A 15,312-nucleotide genomic window follows, 5' to 3' on the forward strand; every position below is an offset into this window, starting at 1 on the left:
CGCCGGCGCCGGTGAGCAGCACCGTGCCGGACAGGTCGGGCGCGCTGGTCCGATTGGTGCGCAGGGGCTCGAGCCGCAGGGCGCGGACCAGCCCCGCGCGGATGCCGAGGTAGGGCTCCCCGCTCGCCACGGCCGCGGCGAGCACCGCCCGCGAGGCCGAGTCGTCGTCGAGGTCCACCAGGGCGAACCGGTCCGGGTGGGCTTGCAGGGCGGGCCGCAGCACGCCCCACGCGGCCGCCGTGACCGGCGCGGCGACCGGCTCGACGCCGAGCACCGCGAGCGCGCCGGTGGTCACCACGACCAGCCGCCCGGCCGGCCTGGCCAGCCAGCCGTCGACGAGGCGCGCGGTCCGCTCGACGACCGCGTCCGCGTCGCCGTTCGCACGCAGCCCGAGGTAGACGGTGTCGTTCGGGTCGGCGAGCGCCGCGTCCGGGTCGGCGGCGAGGACGACCTCGGCGCCGCCGCCCGTGACGGGCACCGGCACCCAGTCCGGCCGGAACAACCCGTCGTGCCGGACGTCCCGGGCGCCGAGCACGGTGGACCCGATGCTCGCCAGCCGGTGCCGGACGGCCTTGCCGGAGGCGGTGCGCGGGATCTCGGCCACCTGGTGGATCTCGGTCGGCACCTTGAAGTAGCTCAGGGCGGCCCGGCAGGCGGCGAACACCGCGTCCGGGTCGATCCCGGTGCCGACCACGTACACCACTGGCACCTCGCCGAGCACGTCGTCCGGCTTGCCGGCCGCGACGACGTCCACGATCCCGGGCACGCCGGCCACCACGGACTCGATCTCGCCGGGGTGGATGTTCTCGCCGCCGCGGATGATCAGCTCCTTGACGCGGCCGCGGATCGTGTAGTTGCCGGCCCCGTCGACGCCGGCGATGTCACCGGTCCGGTACCAACCGTCCACCACGGCCTTCGCGGTCTCCTCGGGCTTGCCGTGGTAGCCGAGCATCAGGTTCGGGCCCGAAACCCAGACCTCGCCCTCGGTGCCCTCCTCGCCCGTCTTCGGGTCGACCAGGCGCACCGACACGCCCGGCACGGCCGCGCCGCAGGAGCCGACCGGCCACTCCCGGTCCGGTGTGGTCGCGGTGATCGCGCCGCAGGTCTCCGTGCTGCCGTAGCTGTCGACCAGCCGCACCCCGAACCGCGCGGCGAACTCCGCGCGCAGTTCGGCCGACGCGCCGGCGCCGGTGGACACGCACACCCGCAGCCGGCCGGTGCCCAGGTCGCCGTCGTCGGCGCCGGCGAGGATGTGGTGGTACATGGCCGGCACCCCGGCCAGGAAGGTGAAGTCCTCCGCGCGCATCGCGGCGAGCACCTCGGCCGCGGAGAACCCGTTCATGATCCGCGCGGACGCCCCGACCGCGGTCACGCCGAGCACGCACACGATGTGGGCGAAGCTGTGGAACAGGGGCAGCGGCCAGAGCAGCCGGTCGTTCGTGTTGAGGCCCAGCACCCCGGCGTAGCTGTTGGCCACCGACCACAGGCAGGACCGCTGCGTGGACAGCACGCCCTTCGGTGAGCCGGTGGTGCCGGAGGTGTAGAGCAGCCAGGCCACCTCGTCCAGCCCGAGGTCGTCGCGCGCGGGCTGGTCCGGCACGACGTCCCCGAGCCGGGCGAGGTCGGCGTCGGTGAGCACCGGGATGTCCGGCGCGACGGCGTTGACCTGGCCGACGTGGTTGCGGTCGGTGATCACCAGCGTCGCGCCGCTGTCGGCGACGAGGTAGGCCAGCTCGTCGTCGGCGGAGCGCGGGTTCACCGGCACCGCCACGGCGGCGGCCCGCAGCACCGCGAGGTAGCCCTCGACCAGCCGCACGGAGTTGCCGAGCAGCAGGATCACCCGGGCGCCGCGGTCGACCCGCCCGGCGAGGTGCCCGCCCAGGCGGGCCGTGCGCCGCTCCAACTCGGCGTAGCTGACCGAAACCGGTCCGTCGTCGAAGGCGATCTTCCCGCCAAGCCGCTCGGCGTGTGCACGGAGGAGTTCGACCAGCGGCCTGATGGAGTCGGACATGTCTCACTCGCTCCTTGGGGCAGATGCTCTTCGGGACCTCGGTCCGAGTCTCATCAGCCACAGATGCGGACACATCCCCTAGTCCACCCCTAGGAGCCGCTAAAACATGATGATCTCCCTGGTGCGAAGCCGTTAGGTTCGCGCTATGCCGGAATTCGAGATCGACGACGACCGGTCCAGGGTGGACCGGGACGTGCTGTGGGAGTTTCTGTCCACCAAGGCCTACTGGGGACGGTCCCGCGACCGTGCGAAGGTGGAGCGTCAACTCGACGGCGCGTGGCGGGTGGTCGCCGCGTACCGCACCTCGGACGGCGCGATGATCGGCTACGCCCGCGCGGTGTCCGACGGGGAGGCCCTGGCGTACCTGGCCGACGTCTTCGTGCTGGCGGAGGCCCGCGGCAAGGGCGTCGGCAAGGCCCTCGTCCACGCGATGATCGAGGAGGGGCCGGGGCCGCACTTCCGCTGGATGCTCCACACCGCCGACGCCCACGAGCTGTACCGGCAGTTCGGGTTCGCCGAGCCGGACGACACCTACCTGGAACGCAGGGGCCGCGACGCTGAGGTCCCGGGCGACCACGGCGAGCGGGCGGAGCAGGGGTAGCGCGGAGAGGCCGCGTCGTCGTGGGCCACCGGCGTGGTGAGCGGGCAGACCGCACAGAGCCGCGGGGAGGCGGACAAGCGAAGCCGCGACCTGGCAGCAGGCCGCGGCTTTCGCTCTTCGACTCAGGTTTCGCTCAGCACGTCTTCCATGCGAAGTGCACGATCGTGTCGACGTTGCCGTCGGACGCGCGCATGGACATCGAGCTGGTCTTGTTGGCGTTGAGGGTGCCCTCGTCGACCCGCAGCTCCGTGTTGATGTTGAGGTTGCGGGACTCACCGCAGGGCGCGTACACCAGTTCCGTGACCGGCGTCGCGTCGGTCGTCGACCACGTGCCGAAAAGCGGTCCGGCGAACGAATGGTCCACATAACTGTTGTCGGACGAACCCATGAAGTAGTAGTTCGTGCGTTGCAGGCCGGTCGCGCCGGCCTCCAGCCGGCCTCGACCTCGGTAGTCCGCCGACGCGACGGCGAAGGTGAAGCCCTGTGGAATGTGAACGAGAATGTTGACCTGGCAGTTCTTGCGGAATTCGGTGGCGGCGACACCGCCACCCGCCCGGGCGAGGAAATCCCGATAGGTCAACCGGAATCCGGTGTTGTCCGGCAGCGTCGTGACCTCCGCGGATCCCGGCGGGCAGCCGGAACCGTTGACGGTCACGACCTCGAGCGTGATCTGGTCCGCCGGAGTCTCGGCACTTGCCGTCACGGGTACTGCGAAGACGCCGGTCAGGGCGACGAGTAGCAGCAGTCGCACGCTGGTCAGCCTGGCTGACATGTGTTTTCCCTAGGGTCGAGTTGATGAAGCAAGCCCATTCCTTTGGCCGGGAAGGTAGCAACCGGGAAATGATCAAAACAAGACCCCTAGGGGGGTTTTTGCACTTACTGTCCGACGGTGACAAAGTTGCTGTATTGAATTGACCGGTAGACCGATCAGCCGATTGACCGGACAAGTCGCGCACTTCTAGCATTCTTCACACTGCGGGCCCAAATGTAGCCCGAAGGGAGCCCCATGCGTAAAATCGCATTCATCGCTGGCGCTATCTTGCTGGCTTTGGTCAGCCAATTCATAATCATTTCGCCGGCGTCGGCGACAGGTTTTCTCGACCTTCCCGTACCTCCACCGAACGACCACATCGTCATCGACGTCGTCACCGTGAACGGGTCCGGCTGTCCGCCGGGGTCCGCCGCGGTCGCCGTCGCACCGGACAACACCGCGTTCACCGTCACCTACAGCACCTATCTCGCGCAGGTCGGCGTCGGGGCCAAGCCAACCGACTTCCGCAAGAACTGCCAGCTGAACCTCCTCGTGCACGTCCCGCAGGGCTTCACGTACGCGATCAGCGAGGCCGACTACCGCGGCTTCGCGTCGCTGGCCGCGGGTGCGACCGGCATGCAGCGGGCGTCCTACTACTTCCAGGGCAGCCCGAACACCGACATCCGGACGCACAACTTCACGGGCCTGCTCGAGGACAACTGGGAGACGACCGACACTACGGAGCTCGCCGCGCTGGAGTACGCGCCGTGCGGCGCGCTGCGCAACTTCAACATCAACACCGAGCTGCGGGTCGCCGCCGGTACGTCGAACCCCCTGACGACCACGAGCTTCCTGGCGATGGACTCCACCGACGGCTCGATCACCACCACCTACCACTTCCACTGGGCGACCTGCCCCAACCACTGATCGCGCGGTGGGTCGCGCCCGGAAACCGCACGGCCCACCTCGTCCTCGTGGTCACGACACCACAGCTGGGCGGGACCCCTCGTGGCGAGGGTCCCGCCCAGCTGAGCCGGTAGGCGCGGATCTCAGTTGTTGTTGACGAACTGCGTGGCCAACTGCTGGCCGACGCTGACGGCCTTGCTGTGGTTCTCGATCGGTGACACGGTCGAGTTCTTGAACAGGATGTAGGTCACCCCGGAGTCGGTCCCACCCGTGCTCGGGTCAGGGTCGATGCCGAGGTCGGCGGCCGCCTTGTAGGACGCCTCGCCGATGATCGCGGTCGGGCCGGTGTCACCGACCACCGCGTACTCCACCTTGTTGTTGTAGATGATCGCGACCGCGCCACCGCCCTTGATGCCGTACTTGCGGTAGTCCCAGGTGCTGCTCGGGCTGGGCACCACGACGTAGGGCAGCGCGGCGGAGTTGAGCGGCTTGCCGTCGGACTGGTGGAACGCGGTGTCGTCCTGGAAGCAGCAGTCGGTGTCCTCGTTGCACTGCGTGGTGCGCTGACCGTCGCAGTCGATGTCCATGTCGGCTTTCCAGAACACCGCGCCGTTCTTGTCGCACACCGGAACCGTGCGCGAGGTCTCCTCGTCCGTGCGGTACTTGCCACTGGATATCTGCGTACAGCTGGTGACCTTGGCCAGCAGCTGGGCCGCGGTCGGCGGCGTGGCCGCGGCGGTGGCACGGGCCGGCGCGGCGTGGCCGGGCGCCAGCAGGGCGGCGGCCACCGCGACCAGTGCGGCGGCCAGGACGGCAACTCTTCTCATACTTCCCTCCAGCAGGGTTATAGATAGGAAGGCTGACTTACTGATTACCCTGCTGAGCACGCTGCGTCAAGAGCCGTGACCGGAAGCGACGTCCCGGCGCTGCACGATCATGGGCAGCGGACCGGTGAACAGCTCCCCGCTCAGCACCGGCGCGGGCGCCATGCCCGTCGAGAACAGCCGCCAACGGCTCGTGATCATCGCGACGGTGATGGTCGCCTCGACGGTCGCGAACACGTCGCCGACGCACCCGCGAGCGCCGGAGCCGAACGGGACCCACCCGCCCTGCGGCACGGCGGCGGCCCGGTCCGGCAGCCAGCGGTCGGGATCGAACTCGTCCGGCGCGGGGAACACCGCCGGATCCCGGTGCAGCGCGTACGGGCTGAGCAGGACCGTCGCGCCCGCGGGCACCGAGTGGTCCCCGAGCCTGGTGTCCGTGACGGCCCGCCGGGTGAGCACCCACAGCGGCGGGTACAGCCGCAGCGCCTCGGTGACCACCCGCCGGGTGTGGTCGAGCCGCCAGACGTCGTCGTAGGTCGCCGGCCGGCCGGCGAGCACGGTGTCGACCTCCTCGTGCAGCCGCCGCCGCGCGTCGTGGTTCTGGCTCAGCAGCGCGAAGGTCCAGCAGAGCGCGGCCATGGTCGGCCAGACGCCGCCCGCGAGCAGACCGACCACCTCGTCGTGCAGCTCCTTGCCGGTCAGCCCGGCGGCACGCAGGATCGCCACTCCACTTCCGTCCTCTGTGGACGACGCAAAGACCAGCTCGCTGAGCAGGTCGTGCAGCTCCCGCCCGGCATCCGCGAGCCGACGATACTCCCGCGTCAAGGCGAACGCACCGCGGCGGCACGCGGCCGGCAACCGGTCGCACACCCCGGCGACGACGTCCGCGGTGGCCCGCGACGCGAACAGCAGGCGCAGCGCGATCGTGGTGGTGAGCCGGCGCATGGCGACGTCGAGGTCGACGACCTGCCGCTGCCGCCAGGTGGCCGTCATCGCGGCCACCTGCTCGCTGATCATGCTGGCGTAGCCGACCATCCGGCCGCGGTGGAAGACCGGCTGGACGAGGCGGCGCGCGTGCTGGTGCGGTTCGACCGGGCACGAGCCGGCGACCGGACCGCTCTTGTCGAAGACGCGGGTGTCGGCGAGCACCCGCCGCACCAGGCTCGGCGCGCAGACCAGGTACACGCGGGCGAGGCCGAGGCGCAGCAGCACGACATCGCCGGCTCCGTGGGCCATCCGCAGGAATGCCAGCGGGTCACGGCGCAACCGCAGGGCGTGACCGAGAAACGGCACCGCGCCGGGCGCGGCGACCGGCTCACCCGCTCGCCGAATACTGATCACCGGTTCAGTACAACGCTTCCGCGAGAACGGGACAACGGATTCTCGGCGCGAAATGTTTCACACCCGACCGTGTTTCATCCCCACACCTTACGGTGAATCACGAGCACAACTAACGCCACGCAGGGGGAATTCCCCAACAATGTGGGCCTGATCAACCGAACAGAGAGGAAGTCCGCATGAGACGGACCCTGGAACGGCGCAATATCCCGGTTTCCGGCGTCGCGCGTGGCGAGGTCGTCGTCCCCCCGGCATTCGTCCACCCCACCAGAGGTGAGGTGGACTGTCCCGCGGCACCCGTTGCCGTACCGGCGGGAACTCCCGTGCGGCACACACGGTTAGGAAATGGTGACGACGCGATACTGCACACGGTGTCCTATCGGGACTCCGGCGGGGCGGTCGTCGGCCTCGCGGTGGCGGCCCACCGCGACGACGAGCACGCACAACGCGTCGCCGAGGCGTCGGTGACGGCGTGGGCAGCGGTGATGCGCACCCGCCGGGTGCTCCTCGAGTCCACCGGACCGTCGTGCGCCGGCCTGCGGCACGAGGCGGCGCTGATCGCCAGGGCCGGTGGCCCGGTCGCCGTGCTGGCGTCCGACACCGCGTCGCGTGACGTCTCGTCCCGCTGGCCGTGGCGCGGGGTCCGGCTCGTGGCGCGGCTCGTGGATCTGCCACCGGGTGCCACGGTCGTCCTGCCAGCACACGGAACCACGGCAACCGCGCCGGAACTGCGCGCCGCGACCGCCCGTGGCGTAAGGGTGATCGACGCGACCTGTCCTCTGGTGGCCCGCGCCCAGGCCACCGCCCAACGGTTCGCCGCCGAACAGGTGAAGGTGGTGGTGGTCGCCGGCAACAAGGACGCGGCCGCACCGTCGCTGGCCGCCCGGGCACCGGACTCCACCGTGGTCACCAGCACGGCCGACATCGACGCGCTGACCGTGGACACGACGAAGTACGTGGCCTATGTGGTCTCCCCCGGGTTACCCGCCGAAGACGCGGGCGCACTCGCCACCCAGCTGCGCCAACGCTTTCCCGGCACGATCGGGCAGCACCCGGACGAACTCTGTTACGCCGCATCGGATCGCCGCGCGGCGATCCGCGCGGTGGCGTCGAACACGGAGCTGACCCTGGTGCTGGGCACCGCCGACTCGATCGACACCCAGATCCTCACCACCACCGCCGCGGCGACCAACGCCCACGTGGAACGCGTGGGCACGCCGACCGACCTGCGCCCGGAATGGTTGGCACAGACCACATCCATCGGGATCCTGGCCAGCGCGTCGGCGCCACCGGCGCTGGCGGGCGAACTGCTGGAGGTCCTCTCGGGGCTCGGTCCCCTGAGCATCGCCAAACGCACCGTGACGACCACGGTGGAACACGCGGTGACGTCCCCGGCCAGAACGAGACGCGCCGGCTGACCGGGCGGTTCCGCGTGCCTCCGCCACCCCGCGTGCCCCCGCGACGCGAACGGTGGCGGGGGCACGCGGACCCCGGTCAGTTGAGGACCGGGTTCCGCCGCCGCAGCGCGACCACCGCGGGGTTCTGCCGGTGCGGCCGCAGCCGCGCGCGCATCGCCGCGAGCGCCCGGCTGACCCGCCGCGACCGCAGGTACGGGTAGTCCTGGAGGAAACGCTGCCAGGTCTCGCAGGCCTCCTCGAGCTCACCGGCGTCGAACTGCAGCTCGGCCAGGCGGGCCAGGGTGATCGCCCGCGACCGCCGCTCGGAGGCGGGCCGGTGGCGAACCGACTGGGTCAACGCCTGGATGGCACCGGCACGGTCCCCGAGCCGCGCCCACACCGCAGCCTGCTGGTGCGCGAGCGACGCCGCGTGGCACCCGCCGATCGGCACGGTGCGGTCCCGCGCCCGGTCGAGGAACCGCTCGGCGGTGTGCAGGTGCCGAACCGCCTCGAGCCGGTTCCCGTCCGACGCGTGCGCCACGGCCAGCTGCCCGTACAGGAAGGCCGCGGTCTGCGGACCGGCCGCGCCGGCGGCGTCCACCGCGGCCTCGGCGAGCCGGACGGCCTCCCGGTGGTGGCCGAGGGACCGCGCCTGCCCGGACAGCGCCCGCAGCGTCACCGCGTACCCGGTCTGGTCGCCCGCCTCGGCGGCGAGCCGCAGGGTCGTGAGGTAGTAGTGCTGGGCCGCGCCGTGCAGCTCGTCGTCGGAGAACATGAAGCCGCACAGATAGGTCAGCCGGGACGCGGTGAGCAGCAGGTCGCGCCGCACGGCCGGGGTCGCGGTGGCCCGCAGCCACGGCGCCACGGTCGCGGCCAGGTAGCTGGCCAGCTGCAGCCGTGCGTGCCCGCCGCCGAACGCGAAGTCCATGTCCGAGAACAGCCCCACCATCCCGGTCGCGGACTGGACCTGCCACCGCTCGACCCGGTCGGGTGACTCCGCGGACCAGGACATGCCCTGCCGGGTGCCGGTCAGCTCGTCCCAGGCGGGCACCGCGAGGTCGGCGAGCAGGTAGCCGCGGCGGGCGACCGGGGCCGCGCCGCCCGCGCCCGTCTCGCCGGGCGTGACGAGCCGGGACACCACGTCCGTCTCCCACACGCCGATCCGCGGCGCCGGCAGGTGCGCCCTGACCAGTCCGGTGTCGGCGACCGAGACGGGCCGGCGCAGCTTGCGGGAGAACGCCTCCGCGACGAAGTCGGGCACCGGTGGCCTGGGGCACATGCCGTTGAGCCAGTGGGTGACCGCGGATCGCCCGTACCGCAACGGTGTTCCGGCCTCGGCACCGATCGCGTTGACGGCGCGAGCGAGCGCGTCACCGGTCCAGGCCGCCTCGGTGAGCAGGTCACGGAGCACCGTGTTGGGGACCCGGCGTGCCGCCATCACGTTCGTCGCCCCGGAACACTCACGTGCATCCGGCGTTCGCGCATGATTCGAGAATAGGAGTCCCGGCGAAGAATGCGGATGGCCCAATCGGGTAATACAGGTTTCTCACACATTCCGTCGCACCGCCGGTCGAGGTGCCCGGCAGTTCCCGATCGGCGCCTTCGGTGGGCCGGGGCAGTCCTGCGCTATGGTCGCACGATGTCCGCCCGAGACCTGCTGGAGTCCATCCGCGCCGACCTGGCCCCGGCAGAGAGTGACAACCGCCTGGTGCCGCTGATCGAGCGAGGCGCGGCACCGCGGACTGTCTTCGGCACGATCGCGGCCGAGGAGTCACACATCGTCCGCAGCGACTGGCGCAGCCTGCACCTGCTCGCGGCCCGCTCCGACGCGGCGGCCCGGGACTTCTTCGCCGGCCTCGCCGCGGGCGAGGGCATGGCGTTGGCACGCCTCCCGGCGTTGGCCGCGGCCGGCGGCCTGGACGAGGCGGCCCTGGCGGCGTACGAGCCCATGGCCGGCTGCCAGGCGTACCCGGCGTACTTCACGTGGCTGGCCGTCCACGCCGAACCCGCGGACGTCATCCTCGCCATAGTGGCGAACTTCGCCGCATGGGGTGATTACTGCGCCCGCATCGCGACAGCCATGCGCACGCAGTACGACCTGGACGACGAGGCATGCGCTTTCTTCGACCTGTTCGCCACCCCCGTACCCGAGGCCGTCGACCAGGCCGTGCTCGCCGTCCAGGCCGGCATGGACGCCGGCCGCAGCGACGAACGCGCCGCCCGCCGCTACGGCCGCCTCTTCCAAACCTACGAACTGATGTTCTGGAACACGATCGCCAACAGCTGCCGCTGAGCGCTTGATCGCATCCGAGGTGTCGACAGACCTTCCCTGGCGTACATTGTTGACGAAAACTGCCGTGTAAGCGCAGCACGGGCGTCGGGAGGGGAGCGATCGGATGCTGATCCGGTTCGAGGTGTCGAACTTCCGATCGATTCACCATCCCGTCGAGCTGTCGATGGTCGCGGTCGACGACGACCGCCGTGAAGCACGCCATGTTCCGAACCTCAACCTGAGCCTCCTGCCGGTGGCGGCCGTCTACGGTCCCAACGCGTCCGGCAAGTCCAACGTCCTCGCCGCCATGGGCTGGCTACGCGATGCCGTCCGCGACTCGCTGCGTTTCTGGGACGACGGCATCCCGCTACAACCCTTCGCCTTCGCCGAGAGCGAGGCGACGACCTCCGAGTTCACGATCGAGAGTGCGATCGACGGCGTCCGATTCGAGTACATCGTCGAACTGGATGCCAAGGCTGTTCAGTACGAGGCCCTGTTCCACTACCCCGAGAAGAAGCGCCGGCGCCTTTTTGAACGGGAGGGAACCGCACTGACACTGCAGCGCGGCCTCGGCTCCCTGTCAGGCACCCGTGAACTGTTGACAGAGCGCACACTCGCCCTGTCGATCGCCAGGCGCTTCGAAGAACCCCTCGTATCAGGTTTCAGCCGGGAGTTGCTGGGCGGTGAGACGCTCGGCAACCAGTCGTTGATCCGCAGGCCTTCTCACTACCCCAACTGGACACGGCATTGGCTCGACCTACCCATCACAGCGGAACGCGCTGAGGCCCTGGCCATGCTCCGCATGGCCGACCTTGGGATCGACGACGTCATGATCGACCAGCATGTCGGCGACGACGGCTCGGAGTCGCGGAAGGTAAGCCTCGTCCACCGGACCGCCAAGGGTCGTGTGCCGCTGGATTTCGCGGACGAGTCCGAAGGCACGCGTACGTGGTTCACCATGATCGGTCCCATTCTCACCACGCTGAGGACGGGAACGCTCGTCATCTTCGACGAACTCGATGCGAGCCTCCACCCGACGCTGTCCTCGCAGCTGATCCGGCTGTTCCATGACCCCACCACGAACCCCCTGGGCGCGCAGTTGATCTTCTCCTCCCACGACACCAGCCTGCTCAACCATCTCAACCGCGACGAGGTGTGGTTGACCGAGAAACTCGAGGACGGCGCCACTCGCCTCGGTGCGTTGGCGGAGTTCGCCGGTGAGCGGGTCCGGAAGTCGCAGAACCTGGAGAAGGCATACCTGCACGGCCGGTTCGGCGCGCTTCCCGATGTGGACCGGACCGAGATGCTGCGTGCTCTTGGCCTGATCGGCTGAGCGATGGGCGCGAGGAGGACCAAGGCCAAGGATCTCAGGCGCAGGACCGCGATCCGGCCCGAGCGCAAGACCATTGTGGTGTTCTGCGAGGGCGAGGCGTCCGAGCCGGACTACATCAACGGGCTCAAACGGCTCCCGACCATCCGCGGGAACACCGCGATCAACATCGAGGTCGCCACCGAACGAGGAGTACCACTCACCCTCGTGCAGTTGGCGATCGACCGTGCCACCGACGACGAGGTCGACGAGTGCTGGTGCGTGTTCGACGTCGAGTGGCCCAAGAACCACCCCAACCTCAAACGGGCCATCGCGCTCGCCAACGACCACGGGATCCACCTCGTCGTGTCGAACCCGTGTTTCGAGCTGTGGCTGCTCCTCCACTTCACGGACCAGACGGCGTTCTGAACACCTGTGAGGCCGAAAGCAGGAGCCGCCACCTCGACAACCGCCCTGGCAAGCGCATCGACGCCGAGAGGTACGTGCCGCTCCGTCGCGTGGCGGCCGGCCGGGCGGAGAAGCTGGCCGACCGCCACGATCGGAACGGGACCGCGTTCCCGAAGAACAACCCCTCGTCATCGATGTTCGAGTTCCTCACCGCGGTCGAACCGACGGAGAGGTGAGGTCAACCCAGCGCGTTGGCCGCGGCCACCGTGTCCACCAGGCCCGTGCCCTTGTCGTAGCTGGACAGGTACGGGCCGGACTGCTGGTAGGGGGCGCCCGCGGTGTACCGGTACGCGGTGGACTTCAGGACGTCCTCGATCTCGCCGGGGGTGGCCGTCGGCTTGTCCTGGAACAGTTGCGCGACGATGCCGGTGATCTGCGGCGTGGCCATCGACGTGCCGCTGATCACGTTGTAGGTCCCCACGTCCAGTGGGCCCGGGCCGTTCACCGGTTGCAGGCCGGTCGAGCAGATGGGCAGGTAGAGCCGGCAGGACGACAGGATGTTCTCGCCGGGGGCGGAGATGTCCGGCCAGGTGCTCGGGTCCGCCGCGGCGCCCCGGGACGAGAAGTCGGACACCGTGCCGTCGCGGGTGCCGCTGCCCTGGTCGTTGTACGACGCGACCGAGATGATGCCCGGGGTCGGGTCGGTGCCCGGCGGGTTGGACAGGTTCTCGGACCCGTCGCCGCCGTCGTTTCCGTTGGCCCACACCGTGACCACGCCCTCGGCCGCGAGTTGGCGCTGGAGCTGCACGGTCGCCGAGTTCGGGTCGAACGTGCCGCCGCCGGACGGGCCGTAGGAGTTGTTGATCACCTTGATGGGTGGGCACACGGCCGGCGACACACCCGGCCCGCACGGCGCGTCGTGGTTCTCCAGCACCCAGTTCAGCGCGGAGTCGGCGCCGACGATCAGCAGTGCCGCGCCCACCGACAGCGAGACGATCTTCGCGCCGGGGGCGGAGCCGCCGACGACCGAGCCGTCGGGCAGCGTGTACGGGCTGCCGGCCGCGATGCCGCTGACGTGCGTGCCGTGCCCGCCGAGCGCGAGCAGGTCGGTGTCCACCGTCGTCGGCACGTCGACCAGGCAGCCGGTGTCCGGCGGATTACTGTCAGTGAGGCAGACACCCTTGAGGCTGCGCACCACACGGGTGGCGCCGTCCGGACCGCGGAACGCCGGGTGAGTGGGGTCGATGCCGCTGTCGATGATCGCGACGGAGACGCCGGTGCCGTCCAGCGCGACGCCGTTCGCACCGACCAGGGTCTGCTGGGCCTGAAGGCTGCGGCTGGCGACCGTGCCCGAGTCGGCGAGGAGGGCGATCGGGTCGTCGCCCTCGACGTAGGTCACGCCGGCCAGCGCGCGGACGGTCCGCACCTGCCCGGCGGTACCGGACGCGGCGACCACGCCGATCTTGCGGAAGCTGGTGACCTCGGTGAGCCCGGCCCGCTGGACGGCCGAGCGGGCGGCGGCGAGGTCGGTGCCGTGGACGAGCACGGTCACCGGAAGCGAGTCGGCCGCGGTGCCGAGGGTCGCGGCCAACGTGGCCGAGACCGGGGCGGACGCGGGTGCCGCGACGGCGGGAGCCGCGGCACCGAACGTCAAGGCGGGAACGAACGTCAAGGCGGCGGCAAGAACGGCGATCTGGAATCTTCGGCTGGACATCTGACCTCCCAACTCCCGTTTCCTCCACCAACGAGGGACACACGAACGAGTGACGGGTCCAACTCGAAGCGTTAACGCACCCCCGGAATGCGCCGACATGGTTGAACGTTGAACCGAACGTGAACTTCAACGACTACCAGCCGAACGGCGAGCCGACGGCTGACCGCTGGGTGAGTGCCCTGCACCTGTTCGACGCCGGCACCGGCATGCCGCCCGAGGAGACGGTGGCCGAGCGGTGGGAGCGGGCACAGGCCCTGTTCGAGGCACGCGACTACACCGCGGCCGCGAAGCTCCTGACCGGCGTCGTCGAGGAGCACCCGAACCAGACGGCGCCCCGACTGCTCCTGGCACGCGCGTACTACCACTCCGCCCAGCTGGGGCGCGCCGAGGACCAACTGCGCGAGATCGTCGACCGCGACCCGGTCGAGCACTACGCGCACCTGATGCTCGCCCGCACCCTGGAACGCCAGGGCCGCCACGACGAAGCCGCCCCCTGGCTCCGCCTGGCAACCGCCCTCGCCGCGTGAGACCAGCTGGCCTGCGGGTGCCCGCGCCCCCGCAGGCCGGCATCCCGCATCGTCGGAACCGCCCCCTGATACCAGCTGGTCTGCGGACACCCGCGGCTCCGCAGGCCAGCACCCCCGCACGACCAGACCGCCCGCACACCATCCACACCCGGGCAGGCTGAACCACTCAAGCGCTCCCCCGTGAGCGAAACCACGGGCCAGCAACCCATTGGGCTCGAACCCACCGCATACACCACACGACCGGCCCCGCTCCCTGATACCAGCTGGTCTGCGAATACCCGCGGCTGCGCAGGCCAGCCCCCCGCACGACCAGACTGCCCGCACACCACCCCCACCGGGCAGGGTGAACCACTAAGAGTTCCTAACAAAGATGATCTTGGGTCTTTCGTCCTGCGTGGATGTTGATCTATGATGTGGGGTCGTGAGGCGTGGTGAGCAGCCGCCGTGGATCGTGCCGGACGGGTTGTGGCAGCGCATTGAGCCGTTGCTGCCGAAGCCAGCGCTGCGGAATCCGCGGTATCCGGGGCGGAAGAGGATCCCGGATCGGCAGGTGTTGTGTGGGATCTTGTTTGTGCTGCACACGGGGATCCAGTGGGAGTTCCTTCCGCAGGAGTTGGGGTTCGGGTCGGGGATGACCTGCTGGCGGCGCCTGGAGGAGTGGAACCGGGCCGGGGTGTGGCGGCGGTTGCATGAGTTGTTGTTGGCCGAGTTGCACGGTGCGGGCAAGTTGGACTGGTCCCGCGCGGTGATCGACTCCTCGCACGTACGAGCGGCGAGGCGTGGCCCAAAAGCGGTCCGAGCCCGGTGGACCGCGCCCGTCCGGGCTCGAAGCACCACTTCATGACCGAGGGCGCCGGTATCCCGCTGTCGTTCTCGTTGACCGGTGGCAACCGCAACGACGTGACCGAATTGGAGTCGTTGCTCGAGTCGGTACCGCCGGTTCGAGGCCGCCGCGGCCGGCCGCGCCAACGGCCCGACGAGTTGTACGGCGACCGTGCCTACGATCACGACAAGTACCGCAAGAAGGTGCGTGCCAAAGGCATCCGCCCACGGATTGCCCGCCGTGGTCAGCCCCACGGTTCCGGTCTGGGCAAGGTCAGGTGGGTGGTTGAGCGCACCGTGGCCTGGTACCACGGCATGAAACGCCTACGTATCCGTTGGGAACGCCGCGACGACATCCATGAGGCATTCCTCGGCCTGGCCACCTGCATCATCACCTGGCGACACGTCGCACGACTTTGTTAGGAACTCTAA

Annotated in this window: 15 protein-coding genes; 9 read left to right on the forward strand and 6 right to left on the reverse strand. The window is 69.8% G+C overall.

What is annotated here, in order from left to right; all coding sequences use genetic code 11:
• On the reverse strand, positions 1-2,011 hold a 2,011-nt coding region (locus ACJ73U_RS10445; RefSeq protein WP_407777356.1), incomplete at its 3' end, for an AMP-binding protein.
• Between the two features lie 145 nt (positions 2,012-2,156).
• Here ACJ73U_RS10445 and ACJ73U_RS10450 point away from each other — a divergent pair.
• Positions 2,157-2,612: a GNAT family N-acetyltransferase gene (locus ACJ73U_RS10450; RefSeq protein WP_407777357.1), complete on the forward strand. Its 456-nt coding sequence runs from the start codon at positions 2,157-2,159 to the stop codon at positions 2,610-2,612.
• A 133-nt stretch (positions 2,613-2,745) separates the two neighbouring features.
• Here the strand turns inward: ACJ73U_RS10450 and ACJ73U_RS10455 are convergent, their stop codons facing one another.
• Positions 2,746-3,384 (reverse strand): DUF4360 domain-containing protein, encoded by a 639-nt coding sequence (locus ACJ73U_RS10455; RefSeq protein WP_407777358.1) that lies wholly within the window; start codon positions 3,382-3,384, stop codon positions 2,746-2,748.
• A gap of 264 nt (positions 3,385-3,648) precedes the next feature.
• Here ACJ73U_RS10455 and ACJ73U_RS10460 point away from each other — a divergent pair, with 264 nt between their 5' ends.
• Entirely contained in the window at positions 3,649-4,290 is a 642-nt protein-coding gene (locus ACJ73U_RS10460; protein WP_407777369.1) for a DUF4360 domain-containing protein, read from the forward strand.
• A gap of 122 nt (positions 4,291-4,412) precedes the next feature.
• On the opposite strand, the gene ACJ73U_RS10465 is transcribed toward ACJ73U_RS10460, so the two are convergent.
• Both ACJ73U_RS10465 and ACJ73U_RS10470 read right to left on the reverse strand, forming a co-directional pair.
• Positions 4,413-5,096 (reverse strand): glycoside hydrolase family 75 protein, encoded by a 684-nt coding sequence (locus ACJ73U_RS10465; RefSeq protein ID WP_407777359.1) that lies wholly within the window; start codon positions 5,094-5,096, stop codon positions 4,413-4,415.
• A 66-nt stretch (positions 5,097-5,162) separates the two neighbouring features.
• The gene (locus tag ACJ73U_RS10470; RefSeq protein WP_407777360.1) at positions 5,163-6,434 is read right to left on the reverse strand and encodes a cytochrome P450; all 1,272 of its coding nucleotides are present in this window, start codon (positions 6,432-6,434) and stop codon (positions 5,163-5,165) included.
• A 368-nt stretch (positions 6,435-6,802) separates the two neighbouring features.
• Between ACJ73U_RS10470 and ACJ73U_RS10475 the strand changes: the two genes are divergently transcribed.
• Positions 6,803-7,849 (forward strand): hypothetical protein, encoded by a 1,047-nt coding sequence (locus ACJ73U_RS10475; RefSeq protein ID WP_407777361.1) that lies wholly within the window; start codon positions 6,803-6,805, stop codon positions 7,847-7,849.
• A 76-nt stretch (positions 7,850-7,925) separates the two neighbouring features.
• Here the strand turns inward: ACJ73U_RS10475 and ACJ73U_RS10480 are convergent, their stop codons facing one another.
• Complete coding sequence (locus ACJ73U_RS10480; protein WP_407777362.1) at positions 7,926-9,266, reverse strand: tetratricopeptide repeat protein; 1,341 nt, start codon at positions 9,264-9,266, stop codon at positions 7,926-7,928.
• A 201-nt stretch (positions 9,267-9,467) separates the two neighbouring features.
• On the opposite strand from ACJ73U_RS10480, the gene ACJ73U_RS10485 reads away from it, so the two are divergent.
• The 4 genes from ACJ73U_RS10485 to ACJ73U_RS10500 all read left to right on the forward strand — a co-directional run bounded on the left by ACJ73U_RS10485 (position 9,468) and on the right by ACJ73U_RS10500 (position 12,053).
• Positions 9,468-10,121 (forward strand): transcriptional regulator, encoded by a 654-nt coding sequence (locus ACJ73U_RS10485; protein WP_407777363.1) that lies wholly within the window; start codon positions 9,468-9,470, stop codon positions 10,119-10,121.
• 103 nt (positions 10,122-10,224) lie between these two features.
• Positions 10,225-11,433 carry an AAA family ATPase gene (locus tag ACJ73U_RS10490; RefSeq protein WP_407777364.1) on the forward strand — a complete coding sequence of 403 codons (1,209 nt, stop codon included), beginning with the start codon at positions 10,225-10,227 and terminating at the stop codon, positions 11,431-11,433.
• Between the two features lie 3 nt (positions 11,434-11,436).
• Positions 11,437-11,838, forward strand: coding sequence for an RloB family protein (locus ACJ73U_RS10495; protein WP_407777365.1), 402 nt, complete (start codon positions 11,437-11,439; stop codon positions 11,836-11,838).
• Between the two features lie 74 nt (positions 11,839-11,912).
• Positions 11,913-12,053, forward strand: coding sequence for a hypothetical protein (locus ACJ73U_RS10500; protein WP_407777366.1), 141 nt, complete (start codon positions 11,913-11,915; stop codon positions 12,051-12,053).
• Positions 12,054-12,055: 2 nt separating this feature from the next.
• On the opposite strand, the gene ACJ73U_RS10505 is transcribed toward ACJ73U_RS10500, so the two are convergent.
• Complete coding sequence (locus ACJ73U_RS10505) at positions 12,056-13,531, reverse strand: S8 family serine peptidase (protein ID WP_407777367.1); 1,476 nt, start codon at positions 13,529-13,531, stop codon at positions 12,056-12,058.
• A 101-nt stretch (positions 13,532-13,632) separates the two neighbouring features.
• On the opposite strand from ACJ73U_RS10505, the gene ACJ73U_RS10510 reads away from it, so the two are divergent.
• Both ACJ73U_RS10510 and ACJ73U_RS10515 read left to right on the forward strand, forming a co-directional pair.
• Positions 13,633-14,058 (forward strand): tetratricopeptide repeat protein, encoded by a 426-nt coding sequence (locus tag ACJ73U_RS10510; RefSeq protein WP_407777368.1) that lies wholly within the window; start codon positions 13,633-13,635, stop codon positions 14,056-14,058.
• Positions 14,059-14,506: 448 nt separating this feature from the next.
• A protein-coding gene (locus tag ACJ73U_RS10515) for an IS5 family transposase (RefSeq protein WP_407777370.1) occupies positions 14,507-15,303 on the forward strand; the annotation gives its coding sequence in 2 pieces (ribosomal slippage) (positions 14,507-14,843 and positions 14,843-15,303; 798 coding nt in all).
• Positions 15,304-15,312: the final 9 nt, after the last annotated feature.

Origin of the sequence: Actinophytocola sp. (assembly GCF_045807065.1) — a bacterium.
Taxonomy (GTDB): Bacteria; Actinomycetota; Actinomycetes; order Mycobacteriales; family Pseudonocardiaceae; genus Actinophytocola.